Below are 22,240 nucleotides of genomic sequence, written 5' to 3' on the forward strand. Positions count from 1 at the left end.
AGTGGTGGGAGAGCAGGAGATCATCCGGTCGTACCTGGACCGGTTGCGGCTGGACCTGGTGGTCGCGGCCCGGATCACGAAGGTGCACCGCGAGTGGTCGCGGGCTCTGATGCCGGATCCGTTCTCCCGGCTGTACCTGATCCTCGAGGGCGAGGGGCGCCTCGTCGTCGGGGATCGGGAGCTGTACCCGCAGCCGGGCGAGCTCGTGTACACGCCGGCCGACGTGCCGGTGTCGTACGAGACGATCAGCGACAACGTGTTCCGCAAGCACTGGCTGCACTTCTCGGCACTGATCGGCGACCGCGACATCGGCGAGCTGATGACGCTGCCGTACATCGTGCCGAGCAAGGCGCCGGAGGAGGCGGCGGCGTTGTTCGAGCAGGTCGGTGCGGCGGACCGGGATCCGCCCGGGCTGTCCACGCCGTTGCGGATGCGGTCCGCGCTGACCGCGTTGTTCGCGCACTTCCTGGACAGTGCGCCGCCCGGGTCGGTGCGGTTGTCGCCACAGCAGACGACCGAGTCCGGGATTGTCAAGTACATCCAGGACAACCTCGCCACGCTGCCGAGCGTGGAGGAACTGGCGGCGGTGTTCGGGTACGACCTGCCGTCGTTCCTGCGGCATTTCCGGACCGAGTTCGGGCTGTCGCCGAAGCAGTACATCAAACGGGCCAAGATCGAGCGGGCCCAGCGCGAGTTGTCGACGACCGCGCGCCCGATGGAGGAGATCGCGGCCGCGGTCGGGATGGACCAGTCCTATTTCTCGAAGGTCTTCCGACAGGTGAGTTCGGTGACCCCGAGCGAGTACCGGAAGTTGTACCGCCCAAGCAACTAAGGAGACTCTGATGGATCGTCGTACCTTCTTGATCGGTAGTGGAGCCGTTGCGCTCGCTGTTGGGGGTGCAACGCCGGCGTTCGCTGCCCCGGTGACGTCGTTGGCGCAGTTGCAGCAGGCAATCGACAGTGCGGCGGCCGGGACCACGATCACGGTCGCCAACGGTACGTACGCCGTACCGTCGGGGTCGCCGATCACGGTCAGCGGCCGGCCGGGGCCGATCACGATCGTGGCGCAGAGCCGTGGTGGTGTGACGTTCACCGGAGCGCAGAGCTTCGTGTTCAGCGGGTCCTCCGACGTCACGCTCAGCGGGTTCGCGTTCCGGCAGAGCACGACGCTGGAGATCCCGGCGGACTGCCCGCGGATCCGGCTGACCCGCAACGACTTCCAGCTCTCGACCGCGGACGGGCAGCACTGGATCGTGGTCCGCGGCGACGACGCGAAGATCGACCGGAACACCTTCCACGACAAGTCCACGGCCGGCGTCTACCTGGTGATCGACGGCCCGGGTTCGGAGGCGATGGCGCAGCGGACGTACATCCTGCGCAACTACTTCCGCGACCACACCTACGGCGGGGCGAACGGCGGTGAGCCGATCCGGCTCGGGGTGAGTGCCCGGGCGCTCAGTACGGCGGACGCGACCGTCGAGTACAACCTGTTCGAGCGCTGCAACGGCGACCCCGAGGCGATCTCGGTGAAGTCGTCCGGGAACACGGTCCGGTACAACACGATCCGGTCGTCGGTCGGCGGGATCGTACTGCGGCACGGGAACGCGAACCGGGTGGAGAGCAACTACCTGGTGGCCGGGAGCAACGGGATCCGGATCTACGGCAACGATCACCTGATCGTCAACAACTACGTGGACGGGGTCGCGAGCGCGGGCGTCGTCCTCGGGAGCGGGACCGAGCGGGACCACTACCCGGGCGAGCCGTCGAGCTCGCGGACCGGGAACGACGCCCCGGACCGGGTGACGATCGTGCTCAACACACTGCGGAACAACAGCCAGGCGATCGCGGGGGAGAGCCAGCGGACCGTCCCGCCGCTGGGTTGTGTGGTCGCCGACAACCTGCTGGTCGGCGAGAGCGGCCAGCTGGTGTCGATGCCGTACCTCGACGGGGTGAGCTGGTCGGGCAACATCCTGTGGGGCGGGGCGTCGAACGGGAACATCCCGTCGGGGTTCACCCGGGCCGATCCGAAGCTGGTGGCCGGATCGGACGGGGTCTACCGGCTCGGTGCGGGAAGCGCCGCGGTGAACGCGGCCGCGCTGAACCATGCCGGTCAGGTGACGGACGATCTGGACGGCGAAACCCGGACGGCGCCGTACGACGTGGGTGCGGACGAGTACTCGACGACGCAGCCGGTCCGGCGACCGCTGACTGCTACCGATGTAGGCCCGAACGCGGCCTAGCCACGTGAAATCCCGAGGCTAGACGACGGCCGGCTGGGTGTTGCCGGCCTCGCGGATGCCGCGGCGCATGTCAACGCGGGTGAGCAGCGCGAGGCCGATCACGAAGAAGATGCCCAGCGCGACGATCGCGGGGCGGTACGAGCCGGTGACCTGGTGGACGAGACCGAACACCAGGGTGCCGAGCCACGACGTCCCGCGCTCGCCGGCCTGGTAGAGCGAGAAGTACTCCGCCTCGCGGCCTTTCGGGATCAGCTGGCTGAAGGCCGACCGGGACAGCGCCTGCGTGCCGCCCAGCACGATCCCGATCGCGACACCCATCGCCAGGAACGGCGCGATCTGGTGCGCCGGCAGCAGGAACCCGGCGATCACGATCAGCATCCAGATCACCAGCCCGCCGGTGATCGTCCGGTGCGCGCCGTAGCGGGCCGCGACCCGCCCGAACACGATCGCCCCGAAGAACGCGACGAACTGCACCATCAGGATCGTCGCGATCAGCACCTGCGTCTGGAACCCGAGCTGCTTCTCCCCGTACGTCGACGACACCGAGATCACGGTCTGGATCCCGTCGTTGAAGAACAGGTACGCGACCAGGAACAGCAGCGTCATCGGGAAGGACCGGATGTGCCGCAACGTGGCCGCGAGCTGCCCGAAGCTCTGCCGCACGAGCCCGCGGCCGCCGGTCTGTTCGACGTTCACCGGCGGCCGGTTCCGCAGCCGGACGAACGGGATGATCGTGAACAGCCCCCACCACACGCCCGCGCTGAGCAGGCTGAGCCGTACGGCGGTGCCCTGGCTCATCCCGAGCGCGTCGTGCGCGGTGACGACGGCCAGGTTGATCGCGAGCAGCAGGAAGCCACCGGCGTACCCGAACGCCCAGGCGCGTGACGACACCGCGTCGCGCTGGTCCGGGGGAGCGATGTCGATCAGGATCGAGTCGTAGACGACCAGCGCAGACCCCAGACACACGTTGCCGATGAAGAGCAGTAACGCCCCGAGCTCCCAGCGGCCGCCGCCGACGAACACCATGCAGCAGGCGGAGATCGATCCGGCCCACGCGAACCCGCACATCAGGAGCTTCTTGCGGGCCATCCGGTCCGCGATCGCCCCGACCACGGGCAGGAACAGCGCGGAGGCCAGCGTCGCGACGGTGACGACGTAGAACGCGAGCGAGCCGGGGGAGATCCCGAGCCCGAGGACGTGCAGGTCGGTGTTGCACGGGTGGTCGGTGGTCCCGACGTACCCGCAGGCGTCGGTCTCGGCGACCGAGGTCAGGTACGGCGCGAACAGTACGGTCGCGACGGTGGTGACATAGCCGGAGTTCGCCCAGTCGAAGAGGCTGAACCCCCAGTACTCGCGCTTGTCCACACCGTCCGGGGCGGAAAGAAGTCCCATGCGCGGAAGTGTGTCATCAATGCCACTGACCCCGCTCGATCAACACGTCACGCAGGATGTCGGTGCGATCGGTGATGATCCCGTCGACCCCGGCGTCGAGCAGCCGGCGGATGTCGTCGGCGTCGTCGACGGTCCACACGTGCACCTGCTTGCCGCGCGCATGCGCCCGCTCGATCAGCCCGGGCGTCAGCAGGTGCAGCGAGCCGTACCGCTCCGGGATCTGCAGGCAGGCGCCTCGCGACGGCAGCGTGAACGGCAGGAACCGGATCAGCGCGATCTCCCACTGCCCGTACCCGGTGCACAGCCGCGGCCCGAGGAGCTTGCGCATCCGGTTCACCCGGGATTGCGAGAACGACGAGACGCAGACCCGGTCGATCGCGTTCGCGGCCCGCAGTACGGCGGCCGACGGCTCCAGCCCGCCCTCCGCCTTGACGTCGAGGTTGAACCGGGTGTCCGGGAACTGCTCGAGCAGCTCGTCCAGCCGGGGGATCGGCTCGCTGCCGTTGATCCGCGCCTTGCTCACCTCCGACCAGGGCAGCTCCGCGATCACGCCGGTACGGTCGGTGACCCGGTCGAGTTTGTCGTCGTGGAACGCGATCACCACGCCGTCGCTGGTGGCGTGCAGGTCGGTCTCGACGTACCGGTAGCCCAGGTCGACGGCGTGCTGGAAGGCGCGCAGCGAGTTCTCGTAGCCGGCGATCTCCGGGTGGTCGGCGCCGCCGCGGTGCGCCATCGCGATCGGTCCGTCGTGGACGAGGTACGAGTACACAACCTGCAGTATGTACCGTTGGGTCGGTGACGGTACTCAGCCCCCGCCCCGATCTGTGGACCCTCGATCCGGACGTTCTGCACCTCAACCATGGTTCGTACGGCGCCGTGCCGCGCCGCACCCAGGAGGTGATGGCCGGTCTCCGGACCGAGATGGACGCCAACCCGATGGTCTGGTTCCGGACCGTCGCCGACCGCCTGACCGCGAGCCGCCTGGCGCTGGCCGCGTTCCTGGAGACCGACCCGGACGGCTTCGCCCTGGTCCCGAACGCGAGCGCCGGCGTGACGGTCGCGCTGCAGACCCTGCCGATCCCGGCCGGCAGCCGGATCGTGCTCACCGACCACGCGTACGGCGCGGTCCGGTACGCCGCCGAGCGGTTCGCGAAGCAGTACGGCGCCGAGGTCGTGAACGTCGCGATCCCGCTGGAGGCCGACGACCAGACCGTCGTCGCGCTGATCGCGGAGCAACTGGACAACGCGTCGGTGCTGATCGTCGACCAGATCACCTCCGGTACGGCGAAGGTGTTCCCGATCGCGGAGCTGGTGGCCGCCGCCCACGAGCGCGGCGTACCGATCGTGGTGGACGGCGCGCACGCCCCGGCCCTGATCGACGCCCCGGCCGCCGGCGGCGCCGACTTCTGGACGGGCAACTTCCACAAGTGGCCGGCCGCGCCGCGGGCGACCGCCGGACTGGTCGTCGCGGAGCGCTGGCGGTCCGCGGCGATGCCGCTGATCGTGTCGTGGTCGGAGTACGACGAGCGGATGCCGGAGCGGTTCGACATGCAGGGCACGTACGACTACGTGCCGTGGATCGCCGCACCGGAGTCGCTGAGGGTGCTGGCCGAACTCGACTGGGCGACCCGCCGCCCGCAGCTGACCGCGCTGGTCGAGGAAGGCGCCCGGGTGCTGGCGAAGGCGCTCGGCACCGGCATCGCCGAGGTGGCGCACCCGCCGGCGACGATGCGCCTGGTCGAGCTGCCGGCGTCGGTCGACCTGTCCGGCGGGGACGCGCTGAAGATGCGCGTGTCCCGGGAGCTGAAGGCGGAGATCACGTTCACCGGGTTCGAGGACCGCAAGTTCATCCGGTTGTCGGCGCACGCGTACAACGCGCTGAGCGACTACGAGAAACTGTCGGAGGGGTTGCCTAGGCTCCTCGGGTGAACGACATCCAAGGGTCTTACAACACTGCCGCCGCCGACTATCACGCGATCCTGAAGGACTATCACCGGGCCGATCCGTTCGAGATCGGGGCGCTGGACTACTTTGCCGCACTGGTCTCCGAGGGGCCGGTCGGCGATCTCGGATGCGGGACCGGGCGGATCACGACGTACTTGGCCGGGCTGGGTCTCGATGTGTTCGGGATGGATCTGACGCCGGGGATGATCGAGGTCGCGCGGAGGGAGTACCCGGAGCTCCGGTTCGAGGTCGGGTCGCTGTTCGAGCTGGCCTTGAAGGATGGGGAGCTGGCGGCGGCGCTCGCGTGGTACTCGCTGGTCCACACGCCGCGGGAGGAGCTGCCGACGGCGTTCGCGGAGCTGTTCCGGGTGCTGCGGCCGGGCGGGCTGCTGGTGCACGGGTTCAAGGTCGGCGAGGGCAGCCGGCCGCTGACGCACGCGTACGGTCATGACGTCGACCTGCAGGTCTACATGTACGACGTACCGCAGGTGGCCGGGCTGCTCGCGGAGGCCGGGTTCGTGGAGGTGGCGACGTTGACGCGCGCGGCACTGCCCGCCGAGAAGGACGCCGGGCAGGCCGCGCTGATCGTCCGCAAGCCGGAGTAGCTCAGACCGGCCAGTTGGTGGCCGGTACGGCGAGGTCCAGGTCGTCGATCTCGGCGAAGCACGTGCGGTAGGTGAACCTGAAGGTGTTCGCGCCCGCGTTCAGCGGTACGTCGAGCGCCTGCTGTGTCCAGTTCTCCCAGCCGTACGACGGGTACTCGACGACCTTGCCCGCGCCGCCGTTGACGCTGAGCGTGTGCGAGCACGTCGTACCGGCGCCGTTGCCGCTGCGGATGAAGACGCGGAAGGTGCCGGCGTACGGCGCGTTGACCGTGATCGTCGCCGAGCTCGTCGCGTCGTCGATCCAGCCGGCCTTCCCGTTCCCCGACGCGACCAGGGTGGTCGCGCTGTGCGCCTTGCCGGTGAACGCCGCGGTCTCTGCCTCGAACCGGGCGATCGGCGAGCCTTCGAGGGCGGCGTACCACTGGGCGGCGAGCTTGCTGTTGCCGCTGTGCGTGAGGTGGATGCCGTCGGCCATCACGTCACTCGCCGGCAGCGCGCTGCGGGTGTCGACGAACCGGACCTTCGCCCCTTCACCGGCGAGCTTGGCGACGACGAACGGGAGCTGGTTGTTGAACGCCGCGGCCCGCGCGTTGGTGGCGGCGTCGGTCATCGGACCGACGGTCGCGACGTACACGGCGAGGTTCGGGCGGACGGTGAGCATGGTCCGGATCAGGTTCTCCAGTCGCGCCGGAGCGGTCGCCAGGTTGAGGTTCTGCAGGACGTCGTTGGCGCCGGCGTGCAGCAGCACGACGTCCGGCTGGTAGGTGGTCATCCGGTCGGCGGCGATCGCGGTCAGCTGGTCGATCACCCAGCCGCCGTGGCCTTCGTGGTCGCGGTCCGGCAGGTTGGCCGGCGTACTGTCGGTGACCGACCCGACGAAGTCGACCGGATGCCCCTCGGAAGTGAGCATCCAGTACAGGTCGGTGCGGTAGCCGCCGGGGATGCTCCCGGCGGTGGTGGACGAGCCCAGCGGCATGATCTTCGTCGTGGTCTGGGCGGCGGAGGTCGACACGGGCAGTGATACGAAGAGTGCGGGCAACAGCAGAAGCCCGGCCAGGAAGCGTCTCATCCTGGCACTGTCCCAGCCGGGCTCCTGCGGTGGTACGCCTTCGATCCAGGCCGAAAGCTCAGCCCTTGATCGCCCCCGACGTCATGCCGGCGACGATCTGCCGGTTGAAGAACAGGAACATGATCAACGGCGGGATCGTGATCAGCAGGATGTCCATGAACAGCAAGTTGTACTGCGTCGAGTACTGGCTGGAGAAGTTGTAGAGAGTCAGCTGGACGGTGGCGTTCTTGTCGCCGGGGAGGAAGTAGAGCGGGTTCACGAAGTCGTTGAAGACGTTGACGGACTGGACCACGACCACCGTGACGATGACCGATCTGAGCAGTGGGAACACCACCCGGAAGAACAGCTTCAACGGCCCGGCGCCGTCGATGATCGCGGCCTCGTCGAGCTCGCGCGGGATCGTGGCGACGAAGGCCCGGAACAGCAGGATGCAGAACGACAGCCCGTAGGCGATCTCGATCAGGATCAGCCCGGGCATGGTCCGGAACAGCCCGAACTTCTGCAGCACCCAGATCGTCGGCACCACGGCCGGCGGGATGATCAGGCCGGCCAGCACGAGGAAGTTGATGAACCCGTTCCAGCGACTCTTCCGGCGTTGCAGCACGAACCCGGCCATCGCGGCCAGGACGACCATCCCGGTGACGCTGGCGACGGTCAGGATCGTGCTGTTGATGAACGCGATCACCAGCATGAAGTCGCGGGCCCGGACGACCTCGACGAAGTTCTGCACGATCCGGAACTGGTGCGGCCAGGAGAAACTCAGGTCCGCGGCCTGCGTCCGGTCCTTCACCGCGGTCAGCAGGATGAACGCGAACGGGATCACGAACACCACGATCGACACCAGGATCGCGACCGCGCTCAGTACCCACTTCCGGGCCGGCCGGTGGTTGACGAGTTCCATGTGCATCGTGCTCACAGGTCCACCTCCTTCCGGTTCAGGAACCACGAGAGCGGGAGGATGATCGCGGTGACGACCACGAACAGGACGACGTTGCCGGCCGTGGACAGCCCGTAGAAGCCGGCCTGGTACTGCTTGTAGATCACCGACGCGATCACGTCCGAGGTGAAGCCGGGGCCGCCGCGGGTCATCGCCCAGATCAGGTCGAACGACCGCAGCCCGCCGATCAGCGACAGGATGATCACGGTCACCGTGGCCGGCCGGGACAGCGGCAGCACGATCCGCAGGAACTGCTGCCAGGACCCGGCGCCGTCCACCCGGGCCGCCTCGATGTACTCGCGCGGGATCGACACGATGCCCGCGATGTAGATCAGGGTGGCCAGGCCGACGCCCTTCCAGACGTCGACCGCGGCCACCGACAGCAGCGCCCACTTCGGGTCGGTGAGCCATCCGGGACCCTGGATCCCGAGCAGCGCCAGCGACTTGTTGATCAGTCCCTGGTCCGGGTTCATCAGCACGGTGAAGGTCAGCCCGACGCCGATCGTGGAGACCAGCACCGGGAAGAACACCACCGAGCGGAGGTAGCCGCGGGCAATGATCTGTGAGGTGAGCAGCACCGCGAGCAGCAGCCCGAGGACCACCTTCGATCCGGAGGTGACGACCGCGTAGATCAGCGTGTTCGTGAAGCCCTTGACCAGTTGCGGCTCCTGGAAGAACAGCTTGAAGTTGTCCAGGCCGATGAACTTCGACTCGAACAGGCTCCAGCGGGTGAGGCTGAAGTACAGCGAGGCGAAGGTCGGGACCAGGAAGAGGATGCCGTAGATGATTGCGGTGGGGAGGTAGAACCAGTTGGAGTACGGGCGGTAGACCTTGCTGCCGGTGCTGGACGTGACAGTGGCGGTCTTGGCGTGTTCTTCCGCGACCACAGCCACCCGACTCACCAGCCTGCCAGGCCGAGCTGTTGTGCCTGCTTCTTCACGTCGTCGTCGTACCGGGCCGCGCCGTCCTTCGCCTTGCGGATCCCGGACCCGACCTCGACCGTGATCTGCTCCAGCGACGGACCCTTGACCGGCGACAGGAACTCGAGCGCCAGGCTGGACGCGTCCGGCTTGTCCAGGTACGGCTGCATGTCCTTGATCGCCTGCGGTACGTCGTTCCCGAGGCTGCAGCCCTTCACCGCGTACGGACCGGTCGGCGCGCCGGCCTTGTTCTGCGAGTCGCACCCTTCCGGGCTGGCGATGAACGCGAGGAACTTCTTCGCCGCGTCCAGCTTGTCGCCGGTGGTGGTCTTCGGGATGTACACGCCGCCCGGGGTCCACAGCGTCAGGCCGTTCTTGCTCGCGTCGTCACCAGGCAACGCGAACAGTCCGACGGTCTTGGCGGCGTCCGGGTACGTCGCGACCATGTTCGCGACCACGCCGGACAGGATCGGGTAGTGCGCACCCTTGCCGGTGGCAAGCATCTTCAGCCCGTCCGGCAGCTTCGCGGACGCGAAGTCCTTGTTCTCGTACCCCGCGTCGTGCACCGCCTCGGTGTGCTGGAACCCCTTGATCGCGGCCGGGGAGGTCGCGTACTTCGCCTGGTTCTTCGTGTACTTGTCGGCGAAGTCCGGCTCGGCGGCCGCGACGTTGTGGAAGTCGCCCAGCACGAACAGCTGCGACGTCCAGGTCTCGCCGTACGTCTGGATCACCGGGGCGATCCCGCCGGGGGCCTTGATCTTGGCGTTGTTGGCCATGAACTCGGCCCAGGTCTTCGGGATCGTCAGCCCGAGCTTCTGGTAGACGGGGATGCTGTACAGCACCGCGCCGCCCATGAAGCCGCCGAACGGTACGCCGTACACCTGGTTGTCGGCGGTCACGGTCTGGGTGAACTTCGCGTCCAGGTCCTTGACGTACGGCTCGTCGTTGATCGACACCAGGTTCTTCTGCGGCGCGATCGCCTGGAACAGCGAGCCGGTGTTGTAGGCGAACACGTCGGGCATGTCACCCGTCGACAGCCGGGTCTTGACGATGTTGTCGCCCTCGGACCCGGCCGGACGGGTCTCCAGCTTGACCGTGATGTTCGGGTTCTTGGCGTGGAAGTCCTTGGCAATCTGCTCGCCTTCCTTCACGTCCTGGTCCTGGTTGCCGATCAGGTACGTGAGCTCGGTCGAGCCGCTGCCTCCGGAGTCGCTGGAGCCGAGACTGCCCGCGCTGCAGCCGGCGAGGGTGAGTGAACAGACTGCCAGCAGTGCGAGTCCGCTGGCTCCTGGGCGGAACCTCATCGTGACCTCCAAAAGGGGATGTACGTCGCAGCGGGGCGGTCAGGGCATGCGGGGTGTCAGGTAGTGCCAGGTAGTGCCGATCAGTGGTGCAGGACGGCACCGAGTGCGGCATTCACGGCCTCGGGACCGGAAGCGGTGGCCAGCTCGCCGGCCGGCTGGTCGAGGTAGGGCAGGAGACGGGCGGCGAGCGCGGCGTCGTCGGCGGCGAACCCGCTCTCGATCGCGGCGGCCGTGATCGCGTTCCAGATCGGCAGATTGTCAACAATCTGCCGAACCGTGGCGTCGGCGGGCAGTGCCGGCGCGGTGGCGTACGGGTCGTCCACGGTCCACTCGTGTGTCCCGTGCCCGACCTCGACGACGTCCTGACCGGGTACGTCGACCGTGGCGCGGGACCCGACCGGGACCGTGACGTTGACCGTGACCCGGCCGTCCGCGCGGGACCAGCCGACCGACGCCTCGCCGTACGGCGTGGCGTGCTTGGCGGCGGCCTTCGTGAGCTGATCGGTGAACAACGGGCGGACGTCGATGCTCCGGTAGCCCGGCTCCGCCGCCGCGAGCCCGGCGACCCGCCGGTGCATCCAGTCGGCGACGGCGCCGAGGGCGTAGTGGTTGAACGACGTCATCTGGCCCGGGTTGATGCTGCCGTCGGGCAGCATGCTGTCCCACCGCTCCCAGACCGTCGTCGCTCCCATCGTCACTGCGTACAGCCAAGAGGGGCAGCTTGTCTGTAGCAGGAGCCGGTACGCGAGGTCAGGATGACCGGAATCGGCCAGAGCGTCCGCAATCAAGGGGGTTCCGACGAATCCGGTACTGATCCGGAAGCCTGACGTCCGGACCAGGTCGGCCAGTCGCGCGCCGGCCCGCTGCCGCTGGTTCTCGGCCGGCAGCAACGCCCACTGCAGGGCGAGCGCGTAGTTCGTTGCCGAGTCGCTCAATACCCGGCCGCCCTCGGTGGCGTACTCGGCCGCGAACGCCTGCCGGACCCGCGCCGCCAGGTCGGCGTACTCGCGGGCCAGGTCGGACTGCCCGACGACCTCGGCGGCCTTCGCGACCACCTCGGCCGAGCGCGCCAGATGCGCGGTGGCCAGTACGTCGGGGTCGGCCTTGGCGCGGGCCGCGTCCTCCGGCGGCGCGGTCGGGTCGAGCCAGTCGCCGAACTGGAAACCGCCCGACCACAGCAGGTCGCTGCCGGCCAGCGCGGCCACCTTGTCGACCCACGCGCGCATACTCGGCAGCTGTCGCGCGAGCAGCCCGGCGTCGCCGGTGCGCTCGTACAGCACCCACGGCACGATCGTTGCGGCGTCACCCCATGCGGCCGTCGCCGGGCCTTCGTTGCGCAGGACGTCCGGTACGACGAACGGCACCGAGCCGTCCTTCTGCTGCTCGGCCGCGAGGTCGGCGAGCCAGTTCGTGAGGAAGCCGCCGGTGTCGAACAGGAAGCTCGCGCTGGGGGAGAAGACCTGGATGTCGCCGGTCCACCCGAGCCGCTCGTCGCGCTGCGGGCAGTCGGTCGGGACGTCGACGAAGTTGCCGCGCATGCCCCAGACCACGTTTTGGTGGAACTGGTTCAGCAGCTCGTTCGACGACTCGAACCAGCCCGTCCGGCGCAGGTCGCTGCCGATCACGATCCCCTCGAGGTCCTCCAGGCGGAGGTCGCTCACGCCCGAGATCTCGGCGTACCGGAAGCCGTGGAAGGTGAGCGGTGAGTCGAGCGTGACCTCGTCCGGGCCGGCCAGGACGTAGGTGTCGGTGGCTTTGGCGGTGCGGAGTGGGCGGACGCCGAGTTCGCCGTTCTCCAGGACCTCCGCGTGCCGCAGGACGATCTCGTCGCCGGCTGCTCCGCCGCGGACCTTCAGCCGGATCCGGCCGACCAGGTTCTGCCCGAAGTCGACGAGGGTCTTGCCGGACGGCGACGTGGTGATCTCGACCGCAGGCAGGACGTCGGTGATCCGCACCGGCGGACCGTCGGGCGCGACGAGCAGGGCGAGGTCGGCGTCGAGGACGTCCACTGGCGCAGGTTCGCCGGGCTGCCTGCGCAGGTCGGTGGACTGGCCGTCGTACAGGTCGTCGGCGAGGACGTTGCTCTCCCGGGACGTCCAGGCGCCGTCGCTGCCGTACGTGTGGACCTGGCCGTCCTCGGTGGTGACCTCGAGCTGGGCGAGGACGGCGAGGCGGTCGCCGTACAGCTGCGTTTGGTCGTGGAACCCGATCCGGCCGCGGTACCACGCGTTACCGAGCAGGAACTCGAGCGTGTTCTCACCAGGGCGAACAAGCTCGGTCACGTCGTACGTCTGGTAGCGCAGCCGGTACTGGTACGCCGTCCACCCGGGCGCGAGCTCCTCGCTGCCGACGCGCTGCCCGTTGAGCTCGGGCAGGTACACGCCGTACGCCGTCGCGTACAGGCGGGCCTTGACGACGCCTTCCGGGAGGTCCGCCGAACCGGCGACCAGCGGGGCGGGGGAGCCGTGCGGGTTGTCGTGCGGGCTGACGAACCGTGCGGTCCAGTCGTCGGGCGTGAGCAGCCCGGCCTCGACGGATCCGGGCTCGCTCCACTCGCTCCAGTCGCCGGTACCGCGGACCCGGACGCGGATCTGCGCGGACTCGCGGGAGCCGAGCGGCTCGGCCGGCCAGGGCACCAGCACCTGGTCGGGGGACTGGACGGTAAAGACCTGGGTGGTGTCGCGGGTGACCTCGACCTCGTACGCCGTCTGGGCGTAGCCGTCGTCCGCGGCCGGGACCTGCCAGGAGATCCGCGGGCTCGCGGTACCGGTCCCGACGACGGGAGCGGTGAGGTGCTCGAAGCGGAGGGCGGTGGGTGCGGCGAGATGCGACATGTGGCTCCAACCGTAATGAAACGATTCACTGGATGTACCGATCCTGCGACCGACCCTCCGCCGCCACTAGCCCGATGTGCACTCGCCCTAGCACGATCTGCACCTCGCCTCGTATCTTGAGGCATGCCCGACGAGCCGGTGACAACCCGTGGGACCGTCCTGCACTTCGTCGAGGGCACGGTCGTCCACGCCGGCACGCACGTGCACGAGGACAGTCATCCGCTGCACACCCACAGCTTCTTCGAGCTGCTGCTCGTGGTCGGCGGCGAGGGCGTCCACCACAGCCTCGCCGGCCGCCGGCGGCTACGTCGCGGCGACGCGATCCTGCTGCGGCCGGGGGTCTGGCACGAGTACGTCGACTGCCGGTCGCTCGAGGTCTACAACTGCTGTTTCTCGGCCGACCTGGTACGCCGCGAACTTGCCTGGGCGCGGGAGGATCCGCTGCTGGGCTACCTGCTGTGGACCGGACCGTTCTCGGCGGAGCGTCGCGGAATGCTCTCCACACACCTCGATCCGCAGGCGATGCTGGAGGCGCTCGGGCACCTCGACGGGCTGCGCGAGCTACGCAACCAGCCGCTGAGCCGGCACCGCGGCGAGGTGATCGGCTGGCTCGCGCTGTACCTGAGCTGCATCGCCCGGACCGTGGCAGACCGGGACGAACGCCGTGAGTACACCCATCCTGCGGTCGTCGACGCGATGCGGATGATGGAGGCGGACCCGGCGCGGCACTGGACGCTGACCGATCTGGCCGGCGAGCTGCACCTCGCGCCGGGCTACCTGGTGCGGCTGTTCAAGTCGGTCACCGGGGTGCCGCCGATGGCGTACCTGTTCCGGCACCGGGTCGAGCTGGCGGCCGATCGGCTGCTGCAGACGGACCTGCCGATCAACCGGATCGGGGAGTCCGTCGGGTGGCCGGATCAGAACTACTTCGCCCGCCGGTTCAAGTCGCACTACGGCCTGTCCGCGTCGGCGTACCGGCAACGTTTCAATCTCCGGCCGTCGAGTCTCTTCTACCACTGACCAGAAGCTCGAGACCGTCCAGGATCCGCTGCAGCCCGAACTCCAGGCCCTGGTTCTCGCTGCCGGCCGACGTGCGCATCGCGGCCGTCAGCCGCGGGAACCGGGCGGCCTCGGTACTGAGGATCTCGGCGAACGACCGCTGCATGTCCTCCTCGGTGAGCCCGGTGGTATGACCGGGGAACGTCGTGGACTGCTGCGCGATGTTCCGGACGTGACTGGTGATCACCAGGACCGAGTCGAGTTGCTCGCCGCCGGTCAGGCCGAGGTCGGTGAGTCCGGCGAGGCCGCGTTCCATCCAGGTGAGCTCGTTCGGTCCGAGCGGCCGGCGTCCGATCGTGGACTGGAGCAGCCACGGGTGCCGGGTGAATCCGTCGTACAGGTCGTGCGCCCAGGTGTGCAGCACCTCCCGCCACGGTGCGTCCGGGCGTTCCGGCGGTTCGCCCATCGCCAGGTCGCTCATCACCGCAACCAGCTCGGTCTTGCCGGGGACGTGGCGGTACAGCGCCATCTTGGTCACCGGCAGGTCGTCGGCGACGCGCTGCATGGAGACGGCGTCGAGGCCTTCGGCGTCCGCGATCGCGATCCCGGCGGCGGCGATCCCGGCCAGTGTGATGGCGGGTTTCGGGCCGCGGGTGCGGACCGGTTCCTTGCCCCAGAGCAGCTCGGTCATCAGGTTTCCTCCCGAACGGACTTGAACTGTGTCTACCATACACATTACTGTGTCCGGCAGACACAGTTACTTCCGAGGGAGACGATCATGAAGGTTCTGGTTTCGGGTGCGAGCGTTGCGGGACCGTCGGTGGCGCTCTGGCTGGGGCGGGCGGGGCACGACGTGACGGTCGTCGAGATCGCGCCGGCGCTGCGGCAGGGTGGGTACGCCGTGGACTTCCGCGGCGAGGTGTTCACCACGGTCCTGCAGCGGATGGGCGTGCTGGACGAGCTGCGGTCGCTGCAGACCGGCGGCAGCGCGATGCGGTTCGTGGACGAGTCGGGGCGGAAGCTGATGCGGCTGCCGGCCGAGTTCGCAGGCGGGGAACTGGAGGTACTGCGGGCCGACCTGTCGCGGGTGCTGTACGAGCACAGTCGCGCGCAGGCGACGTACCGCTTCGGGGACTCGATCGCGGCGCTGGCCGAGCACGCGGACGGGGTCGACGTACGGTTCGAGAGCGGGATCGAGGAGACGTACGACCTGGTCATCGGGGCGGACGGGATGCACTCCGTCGTCCGGCGGCTGGCCTGGCCGCGCGAGCAGGTGCTGGAGAAGCACCTCGACTACTACGTGGCCGGCTGGGAGGTGCCGAACACGCTCGGGATCTCCGGGGACTCGCTGATGTACAACGTGCCGGGGAAGCTGGCGAGCGTCGGCGCGGACCGGCGCGATCCGGGCCTGGCGCAGACGCTGTTCGTGTTCAAGTCGCCCGTCCTGGAGTACAACCGGCGGGACCTGGACCAGCAGAAGGCGATCATCCGCGGGCAGTTCGAAGGACTCGGCTGGCACGTGCCGGAGCTGCTCAAGGCGTTGCCGTCGGCAATGGAGCTGTACTTCGACTCGATCAGCCGGGTGCAGGTGGACCGCTGGTCGACCGACCGGATCGTGCTGCTCGGCGACGCCGGGTACGGCGCGACGTTCGGCGCGCTCGGTACCGGGACCGCCGTGGTCGGCGCCTACGTCCTCGCGATGGAGCTGGCCCGCGGGAACTTCCGGACCGCGTTCGACCGGTACGAGGCGCTGCTGCGGAAGGCGGTGTCGACGACGCAGGACGGGAGCCGGGCGGGATCGTTCCTGGCGCCGGCCAGCCGGTTCGGGATCGCGAGCCGGAACTGGATGCTCGACAAGCCGTTCTTCATGAACCAGATGCTGAAGATGGCGCAGAACATGAGCGAGCTCGTCGAGCTGCCCCCGTATTCAATCAACACAGCTTCAGTCGAGGAGGGGAATTTTGTACAGGAATGACTCCCACGAGTCGGGTAGCCAGCCCGGCACACCCAGCACGGCCAGATAGAGCCAGACGCCGACCACGACGCAGCCGGAGAGGGCGGCGGTGCCGAGGCCCTTCAGCCAGCCCGGCTGCTTACCGGTCCAGGTCGTCAGCGACTTCACCCAGTCCTTGACCCGGTACAGCAGCCGCTGCGCCCACTCGAACTCGCTGGCCAGGACGGCGAGACCCGCGATGAACAACGGGATCCCGCCCGGGCCCGGCAGCCAGCCGGTGAGCGGCGCGGCGATGAGCAGCAGCCCGCCGAGCGCGCCGACGCCGATGCGGTAGAACAGCAGCTTCTTCGGGTTCTCCCGGATCCGGCGCCGCCATTCCCACCGGTCGTCCGCAGCGTCCAGCGTGATGTTGTCGTCGGTGCGGTCGGGACTCTCTTTCTCGGCCACGCCGCCAGCCTACCCAGCCCTAGGAAGCGGTCGGACCCAGAGCGAGCAGGCGCCGGAGCGCGGCCGGCGTGCTGCCGAGGTGATCGCGCAGCGTGCGGGTGAGATGCGCCTGATCGGCGAAGCCGAGGTCGGCCGCGAGGCCGGCGAGGCTGGATTCGCCGGCCTCGAGGCGGTCCAGGGCGCGACCCACCCGGACCCGATTGCGGTACCTGGTCAGCGACACGCCCAGTTCGCGGGTGAAGGCGCGGCTCAGCCGGTACGGCGAGGCCTCGAGGAAGTTCGCGAGCGGGATCAGGCCGCCCGCGGCCGGATGGTCGTCGCCGATCAGCGCCCGCGCGCCCGCCACCAGATCGCGATCCCCGGCGGCGTCCCGGAGTCGGCTCGGGGTAGCGGTCGTGACGACTTGGCGCACGATCCGGGCGAGGAGGTCCAGCACGGCCTCGGCACCCGCGCAATCGGCGTCCGGCTCCCGTGCCGCGAGCAACAGCTTCCGATGGGACAGCTCGAGCGGCCCGTCGACGTACACGGCGGACGTGCGGATCCGCGGGGTGTCTCCGGCCAGCGTCCGCCACAGGTCTGGCGTCAAGGTGAGCGACGTACAGGCGTCACCGCCAGTGGGGTGGGCGAAGCGCTCCTCGTCACCTGGCAGCCCCACGTAACCCACCATGCGGTCGACGTCCCGATCGAGGCCGCGGACGGAGCGGCGGAAGCCTCCCTGGCGCACGAGCACGACCCGCACGTCGTACCGCGGCGGCTCGGTTGACCAGGCCCGGTGATCGTCGCGGCAGTGCACCGCGGTGACGGCGAAGTCGGGATGGTCGGCGAGGACCGCGAAGTCGAGCACGCGGGGAGCCTACTTTGGCGTTCCGACAGTTCTCGCAAGGATCTTCAAGACGGTCCCACCGTCCGTCGGACAGGCTGTGCGCACCGAATCGAAGGAGCGACGAACAGATGGCATCCATCAGCAAGGAAATCCACCTGCGCACCGGCGCGGACGACGCGTGGCGGGTGATCGGCGACTTCCACACCGGGCCGGAACGCATGGCGCCAGGCCTCGTCCTGGACAGCCGGATCGCCGGAGACTACCGACTCGTCACGTTCGCCGACGGGACCGTTGCCCGGGAACGCCTCGTGGCCGTCGACGACACCGCCCGGCGGATCGTCTACTCGGTCGTGGGCGACCACATCCAGCCGGAGCACAACAACGCGTCGATGCAGATCATCACCGACGGCGACGACGGTTGCCGGCTCGTCTGGATCCACGATGTGCTCCCGGACCCGACGGATGCTGCCTGAGGCGTTCAGAGCTGAGGCTAGGCGCCGGTCGGGTTGCCGAACTCCCAGTGCCACGGCTCTTCCCGGTTGTGGCCGGGTTCGGCCCAGGCCGGGTGCACCCAGCCGTACGCCGGGGCGTGCGCCTTCATCCACAGGTACTGCGGGGTGTTGTACCGGTCGATCCCGCCGCACAGGTCGACCGCGACGCCCCAGCCGTGGTTCGACGTACCGGGGAGGGCGGCCAGCGAGGGTTTGCGCTGGTACAGGCTGACCTGGGAGGCGTACGAGCGGTACGAGTCGGTGATGCACAGCGCCTGGCCGAACTGTCCGCGATAGGCCGCGGCGAGCTTCTGGTACGCCGCGGCGGCGTCGCAGCGGAGCATGTGCCCGGCGCTGATCGCGCAGAGCTTGCTCGCCGGGATCATGCCGTTGCTGTACCCGCCCCAGCCGGTACTCGCGGAACCGGTCGCCAGGAACGGCATCGGGTTCACCGGGTCGCCGCCGAGCCGGACCTCGAAGTGCAGGTGCGGGCCGGTCGTGTTCCCCTCGTCGCCGACGGCCCCGATCTGCTCGCCGGCCGTGACCTGCTGGCCGTCGGTGACGTCGACGCGGCTCAGGTGCGCGTACAGCGTCTCGAGGCCGTTGCCGTGGTCGATCCGGACCAGGTTGCCGGCCCACGCCGGGTGCTCGACCCGGACCACGCCGGACGTGACGGCGCGGACCGGCGTACCGATCGCGGCCGGGAAGTCCTGGCCGGTGTGCGACCCGCTCGACCACTCGGAGCCGGACTGGCCGAACGGCGTACCGATCTCGTACGTGCCGTCCGGCAGCGGCCAGGTCCAGGACCCGGAGCCGACGTCGTACGACGTGGCCGTGCTGCCGCAGCGGAACGCGTACGCGTCGCTCGTCGCGACGGGTGCGACCTGGGGCGTGGCCGGGGCGCCGAGAGTCGGGCGGAGAGCGGCATACAGGTTGTCGGGGACGCTGGTGACGACGACGGCGCCCTTGGACTCGTCGGCGGCGATCATCTCGTTGTCGTCGAGCGCGACGCCGATGTGCACCAGGCCGAGCGACTTGCTGCCCATCACGAGCAGGTCGCCGGGCTGGATCTGCGTGGCCGGGACGGCCTGGTAGTCCGGGTATACCTTGCCGACCAGGTTCGGGAGGGTGGTGTACGGCTCCCACGCGACCCGGGCGGCGCCGAGGCAGCCGTACTTGTCGGGGCCGGTCGCGGCGACGCCGTACGGCTTGCCGACCAGGCTGAAGGCCTGGTTGACGGCGCGGATCGTCTCGGCGGGCAGGACGCGGACGGTGCGGCCGGCTGCCGTGACCGACGCGGCCCCGGGGACGGCCGCGCCGCGGCGGGTCAGCGGCGCGAGGCCGGCGGGGAGCGTGGCCGGGTTCTTCAGCAGCGCGGCCGCCGGGGGAGTGACCTTCGCGGCGGTGAGCTCGGTCAGGTACGTCTTCCAGCGGGCGAGGGCCTGCGCGTCGCGGACCGTCTGGAGCTGCTGCGAGAGCCCGGACGCGACGTCCAGGTCGGCCGTCTGGTCGGCCATCGCGGCCGCGGCGTCGGCGGCCTTCGCCTGGACCTGCTTGCTCAGCTCCTGTGCCTTGGCGGCGGCCTCGTTCGCGGCGGCGCGCTTGGTGGCCGCGTCCGCCTTCAGCCGGTTCGTCTCCGATTCGGCGGCCATCGCGGCGTTGTACTGCGCGACCTGGGTGCTGCCCAGCTGGACGATCGCGGTCTGCCGGTCGGCGATCTCCTGCAGGTTCTCGGCGACCGGGGCGAGCGACCAGAGCAGCGATTCGGTGCCCATCACGGTCGGGATGCCCATCTGGTACGCCTGCGCGGTGATCACGCCGAGCTTGCGGCGCTCCTCGTCCGAGCGGCTCTTCGACGTACTCGCCGTGGTCTCGGCCTTCTTCGCGGCGGTCTCGGCGGCCTGCGCCTCCTTGAGGGCCTTCGTGTAGGCGATCGTCGCCTTGGCGAAGTCCGCCTGGACCTGGGCGGCCTCGGCCTGGAGCTGCTCGAGCGACCGGTTCACGTCGGTGACGGACGCGGGCGGCGGCTCAGACGTCGACGGAGCCGGCGGCGTCGGGTCGTCGGCGTACGCGGGCAGTGCCACGGCCGCCAGTACGATGCCGACGGCCGCGAACCGCAGCCCCCGGCGCTTCCCCAGATCCATCCGTCCCCCATGGTGCTCGCCTCACGCGCGCGACCAGCGTAGGCGCCGTACGGTGCTTACGGAACCCCGGTTAGCATTCACTTCATGGCCTCGCACTTTGACGTTGTTGTCCTCGGCGCCGGACCCGGCGGGTACGTCGCGGCGATCCGCGCCGCCCAGCTCGGGCTCAAGACCGCCATCATCGAGAAGAAGTACTGGGGCGGTGTCTGCCTGAATGTGGGCTGCATCCCCTCCAAGGCGCTGCTGCGGAACGCCGAGCTGTCGCACATCTTCCGGACGGAGGCGAAGACCTTCGGCATCTCCGGTGAGGTGAGCTTCGACTTCCCGACCGCTGTCCAGCGCAGCCGGAAGGTCGCCGACGGCCGGGTCAAGGGCGTCCACTTCCTGATGAAGAAGAACAACATCACCGAGTTCGACGGCTGGGGCTCGTTCACCGACGCGAACACGCTCGACGTCACGCTGAACGACGGGTCGTCCGAGACCGTCACGTTCGGCTCCTGCATCGTGGCGACCGGCGCCACCACGAAGCTGCTGCCGGGCACCCAGCTGAGCGAGCGCGTGGTGACCTACGAGGAGCAGATCCTCACCGAGGAGCTGCCCGGCTCGATCGTGATCGCCGGCGCGGGTGCGATCGGCGTCGAGTTCGCGTACGTGCTGGCGAACTACGGCGTCAAGGTGACGATCGTCGAGTTCCTGGACCGGATGGTGCCGCTGGAGGACCCGGAGGTCTCCAAGGAGCTCGCGAAGGCGTACAAGAAGCTCGGGGTCGACGTACTGACCTCGACCAGGGTGGACTCGATCGACGACTCCGGCGCGTCGGTGAAGGTCACGGTCACCGGCAAGGACGGCGTACAGAAGACCATCGAGGCCGACAAGGTCATGCAGGCGATCGGCTTCCAGCCGCGCGTCGACGGCTACGGGCTGGACAAGATCGGCGTCGCGCTGACCGAGCGCGGTGCCATCAACGTCGACGGCTTCTGCCGGACCAACGTGCCGAACATCTTCGCGATCGGCGACGTGACCGCGAAGCTGATGCTCGCGCACGCGGCCGAGGCGATGGGCGTGATCGCCGCCGAGACGATCGCCGGGCACGAGACGATGGAGCTCGACTACGCGATGATCCCGCGGGCGACGTTCTGCCAGCCGCAGATCGCGAGCTTCGGGTACACCGAGGAAGAGGCGAAGAAGCTCGGCCACGATGTCAAGGTCGCGAAGTTCCCGTTCACCGCGAACGGCAAGGCCCACGGCCTCGGCGACCCGACCGGCTTCGTGAAGGTGATCAGCGACAGCAAGTACGGCGAACTCCTCGGCGCGCACCTGATCGGCCCGGAGGTCACCGAGTTGCTGCCGGAACTGACCCTGGCCCAGAAGTGGGACCTGACCACCAAGGAACTGGCCCGCAACGTCCACGCCCACCCGACCCTGAGCGAGGCCCTGCAGGAGGCGTTCCACGGCCTCGAAGGGCACATGATCAACTTCTGATCAGCTTTTCCCGTCCGGGCCGGTGTCGATCTGACGCCGGCCCGTTCGACGATGAGGTATGACCAACCAGCGCAAGGTCGTCGCGGCCTACTTCCTGTCCCTCGACGGCGTCGCCGAGAAGGCGAACGAGTTCCTCACCGGCTGGGACGACGAAACCGACGCCGCCGGCGAACGGCTGATCAGCACCCAGGACACCGTCCTCCTCGGTCGCCGCACGTACGACGAATGGGCGCCCTTCTGGCCGACCAGCGACATCGAGCCCTTCGCCTCGTTCGTGAACGCGGCCCCCAAGTACGTCGCCACGTCGCGCCCACTCGACGGCACCTGGCCGAACTCCCACGCCGTCACCGGCGACCTCGCCGACTTCGTCCGCACCCTCAAGTCCCAGCCGGGCGCCGACATCGGCATCCACGGCAGCATCTCCGTCACCCGAACCCTCCTCGCCGCGGGCCTCGTCGACGAACTCCACCTCGTGATCGCCCCCACCGTCGTCGGCACCGGCCAAAAGCTCCTCGACGCGCTCGGCCTCCTCAACCTCGAGACAATCCACGGCACAAAAACCCCAGCCGGCCACCTCCTGGCCGACTACCGGGTGCTGCCCGCCTGAAGGTTCGAGGCGGCTCGGGGAGGATTTCTGCCCAAGCCGGGTAGCAAA

Annotated in this window: 20 protein-coding genes; 9 read left to right on the forward strand and 11 right to left on the reverse strand. The window is 69.0% G+C overall.

The window, feature by feature from the left end:
* Positions 1-4 precede the first annotated feature (4 nt).
* Complete coding sequence (locus tag ACXJJ3_RS00770) at positions 5-832, forward strand: helix-turn-helix domain-containing protein (protein ID WP_458167844.1); 828 nt, start codon at positions 5-7, stop codon at positions 830-832.
* Between the two features lie 10 nt (positions 833-842).
* On the forward strand, positions 843-2,240 hold the full coding sequence (locus ACXJJ3_RS00775) for a polysaccharide lyase 6 family protein (RefSeq protein ID WP_458167845.1): 1,398 nt from the start codon (positions 843-845) through the stop codon (positions 2,238-2,240).
* 18 nt (positions 2,241-2,258) lie between these two features.
* Here ACXJJ3_RS00775 and ACXJJ3_RS00780 read toward each other — a convergent pair whose 3' ends face one another.
* On the reverse strand, positions 2,259-3,632 hold the full coding sequence (locus tag ACXJJ3_RS00780) for an MFS transporter (protein ID WP_458167846.1): 1,374 nt from the start codon (positions 3,630-3,632) through the stop codon (positions 2,259-2,261).
* Positions 3,633-3,648: 16 nt separating this feature from the next.
* Positions 3,649-4,401, reverse strand: coding sequence for a glycerophosphodiester phosphodiesterase (locus ACXJJ3_RS00785; protein WP_458167847.1), 753 nt, complete (start codon positions 4,399-4,401; stop codon positions 3,649-3,651).
* 26 nt (positions 4,402-4,427) lie between these two features.
* On the opposite strand from ACXJJ3_RS00785, the gene ACXJJ3_RS00790 reads away from it, so the two are divergent.
* Positions 4,428-5,561, forward strand: coding sequence for an aminotransferase class V-fold PLP-dependent enzyme (locus tag ACXJJ3_RS00790; protein ID WP_458167848.1), 1,134 nt, complete (start codon positions 4,428-4,430; stop codon positions 5,559-5,561).
* Entirely contained in the window at positions 5,558-6,181 is a 624-nt protein-coding gene (locus ACXJJ3_RS00795) for a methyltransferase domain-containing protein (RefSeq protein WP_458167850.1), read from the forward strand. Before ACXJJ3_RS00790 ends, ACXJJ3_RS00795 begins: the two co-directional genes overlap by 4 nt.
* Before the next feature lies 1 nt (position 6,182).
* Here the strand turns inward: ACXJJ3_RS00795 and ACXJJ3_RS00800 are convergent, their stop codons facing one another.
* From ACXJJ3_RS00800 to ACXJJ3_RS00820, 5 genes are all read right to left on the reverse strand, one after another.
* The gene (locus tag ACXJJ3_RS00800; RefSeq protein WP_458167851.1) at positions 6,183-7,250 is read right to left on the reverse strand and encodes a GDSL-type esterase/lipase family protein; all 1,068 of its coding nucleotides are present in this window, start codon (positions 7,248-7,250) and stop codon (positions 6,183-6,185) included.
* A gap of 58 nt (positions 7,251-7,308) precedes the next feature.
* Entirely contained in the window at positions 7,309-8,157 is an 849-nt protein-coding gene (locus ACXJJ3_RS00805) for a carbohydrate ABC transporter permease (protein WP_458172008.1), read from the reverse strand.
* A gap of 5 nt (positions 8,158-8,162) precedes the next feature.
* A complete protein-coding gene (locus ACXJJ3_RS00810) occupies positions 8,163-9,080 on the reverse strand; it encodes a carbohydrate ABC transporter permease (RefSeq protein ID WP_458167852.1) in 918 nt (305 codons plus the stop codon).
* Positions 9,081-9,085: 5 nt separating this feature from the next.
* Positions 9,086-10,411, reverse strand: coding sequence for an ABC transporter substrate-binding protein (locus tag ACXJJ3_RS00815; protein ID WP_458167853.1), 1,326 nt, complete (start codon positions 10,409-10,411; stop codon positions 9,086-9,088).
* Between the two features lie 80 nt (positions 10,412-10,491).
* Entirely contained in the window at positions 10,492-13,245 is a 2,754-nt protein-coding gene (locus tag ACXJJ3_RS00820) for a family 78 glycoside hydrolase catalytic domain (protein WP_458167854.1), read from the reverse strand.
* Between the two features lie 123 nt (positions 13,246-13,368).
* Here ACXJJ3_RS00820 and ACXJJ3_RS00825 point away from each other — a divergent pair, with 123 nt between their 5' ends.
* Positions 13,369-14,265 carry an AraC family transcriptional regulator gene (locus ACXJJ3_RS00825; RefSeq protein WP_458167855.1) on the forward strand — a complete coding sequence of 299 codons (897 nt, stop codon included), beginning with the start codon at positions 13,369-13,371 and terminating at the stop codon, positions 14,263-14,265.
* Here ACXJJ3_RS00825 and ACXJJ3_RS00830 read toward each other — a convergent pair.
* Entirely contained in the window at positions 14,231-14,935 is a 705-nt protein-coding gene (locus tag ACXJJ3_RS00830) for a TetR/AcrR family transcriptional regulator C-terminal domain-containing protein (protein ID WP_458167856.1), read from the reverse strand. The genes ACXJJ3_RS00825 and ACXJJ3_RS00830 overlap by 35 nt on opposite strands.
* An 87-nt stretch (positions 14,936-15,022) precedes the next feature.
* Between ACXJJ3_RS00830 and ACXJJ3_RS00835 the strand changes: the two genes are divergently transcribed.
* Positions 15,023-16,219 carry an FAD-dependent monooxygenase gene (locus ACXJJ3_RS00835; protein ID WP_458167857.1) on the forward strand — a complete coding sequence of 399 codons (1,197 nt, stop codon included), beginning with the start codon at positions 15,023-15,025 and terminating at the stop codon, positions 16,217-16,219.
* Here the strand turns inward: ACXJJ3_RS00835 and ACXJJ3_RS00840 are convergent.
* Together ACXJJ3_RS00840 and ACXJJ3_RS00845 are read right to left on the reverse strand one after the other, a co-directional pair.
* On the reverse strand, positions 16,187-16,645 hold the full coding sequence (locus tag ACXJJ3_RS00840; RefSeq protein ID WP_458167858.1) for a PGPGW domain-containing protein: 459 nt from the start codon (positions 16,643-16,645) through the stop codon (positions 16,187-16,189). The genes ACXJJ3_RS00835 and ACXJJ3_RS00840 overlap by 33 nt on opposite strands.
* A gap of 19 nt (positions 16,646-16,664) precedes the next feature.
* Complete coding sequence (locus tag ACXJJ3_RS00845; protein ID WP_458167859.1) at positions 16,665-17,489, reverse strand: helix-turn-helix domain-containing protein; 825 nt, start codon at positions 17,487-17,489, stop codon at positions 16,665-16,667.
* Positions 17,490-17,596: 107 nt separating this feature from the next.
* Here ACXJJ3_RS00845 and ACXJJ3_RS00850 point away from each other — a divergent pair, with 107 nt between their 5' ends.
* Positions 17,597-17,941 (forward strand): SRPBCC family protein, encoded by a 345-nt coding sequence (locus ACXJJ3_RS00850; RefSeq protein ID WP_458167860.1) that lies wholly within the window; start codon positions 17,597-17,599, stop codon positions 17,939-17,941.
* A gap of 17 nt (positions 17,942-17,958) precedes the next feature.
* Here the strand turns inward: ACXJJ3_RS00850 and ACXJJ3_RS00855 are convergent, their stop codons facing one another.
* Positions 17,959-20,103: a peptidoglycan DD-metalloendopeptidase family protein gene (locus tag ACXJJ3_RS00855; RefSeq protein WP_458167861.1), complete on the reverse strand. Its 2,145-nt coding sequence runs from the start codon at positions 20,101-20,103 to the stop codon at positions 17,959-17,961.
* Between the two features lie 84 nt (positions 20,104-20,187).
* On the opposite strand from ACXJJ3_RS00855, the gene lpdA reads away from it, so the two are divergent.
* Complete coding sequence (gene lpdA / locus ACXJJ3_RS00860) at positions 20,188-21,585, forward strand: dihydrolipoyl dehydrogenase (protein WP_458167862.1); 1,398 nt, start codon at positions 20,188-20,190, stop codon at positions 21,583-21,585.
* Between the two features lie 58 nt (positions 21,586-21,643).
* Positions 21,644-22,192 carry a dihydrofolate reductase family protein gene (locus ACXJJ3_RS00865; protein WP_458167863.1) on the forward strand — a complete coding sequence of 183 codons (549 nt, stop codon included), beginning with the start codon at positions 21,644-21,646 and terminating at the stop codon, positions 22,190-22,192.
* Positions 22,193-22,240: the final 48 nt, after the last annotated feature.

Source organism: Kribbella sp. WER1 (genome assembly GCF_054189145.1).

Coding starts and splice junctions, on each gene's coding strand:
- ACXJJ3_RS00775 (WP_458167845.1), top strand. CDS start 843: ATGGATCGTCGTACCTTCTTGATCGGTAGTGGAGCCGTTGCGCTCGCT.
- ACXJJ3_RS00780 (WP_458167846.1), bottom strand. CDS start 3,632: ATGGGACTTCTTTCCGCCCCGGACGGTGTGGACAAGCGCGAGTACTGG.
- ACXJJ3_RS00800 (WP_458167851.1), bottom strand. CDS start 7,250: ATGAGACGCTTCCTGGCCGGGCTTCTGCTGTTGCCCGCACTCTTCGTA.
- ACXJJ3_RS00805 (WP_458172008.1), bottom strand. CDS start 8,157: ATGCACATGGAACTCGTCAACCACCGGCCGGCCCGGAAGTGGGTACTG.
- ACXJJ3_RS00815 (WP_458167853.1), bottom strand. CDS start 10,411: ATGAGGTTCCGCCCAGGAGCCAGCGGACTCGCACTGCTGGCAGTCTGT.
- ACXJJ3_RS00820 (WP_458167854.1), bottom strand. CDS start 13,245: ATGTCGCATCTCGCCGCACCCACCGCCCTCCGCTTCGAGCACCTCACC.
- ACXJJ3_RS00825 (WP_458167855.1), top strand. CDS start 13,369: ATGCCCGACGAGCCGGTGACAACCCGTGGGACCGTCCTGCACTTCGTC.
- ACXJJ3_RS00830 (WP_458167856.1), bottom strand. CDS start 14,935: ATGACCGAGCTGCTCTGGGGCAAGGAACCGGTCCGCACCCGCGGCCCG.
- ACXJJ3_RS00835 (WP_458167857.1), top strand. CDS start 15,023: ATGAAGGTTCTGGTTTCGGGTGCGAGCGTTGCGGGACCGTCGGTGGCG.
- ACXJJ3_RS00850 (WP_458167860.1), top strand. CDS start 17,597: ATGGCATCCATCAGCAAGGAAATCCACCTGCGCACCGGCGCGGACGAC.
- ACXJJ3_RS00855 (WP_458167861.1), bottom strand. CDS start 20,103: ATGGATCTGGGGAAGCGCCGGGGGCTGCGGTTCGCGGCCGTCGGCATC.
- lpdA (WP_458167862.1), top strand. CDS start 20,188: ATGGCCTCGCACTTTGACGTTGTTGTCCTCGGCGCCGGACCCGGCGGG.
- ACXJJ3_RS00865 (WP_458167863.1), top strand. CDS start 21,644: ATGACCAACCAGCGCAAGGTCGTCGCGGCCTACTTCCTGTCCCTCGAC.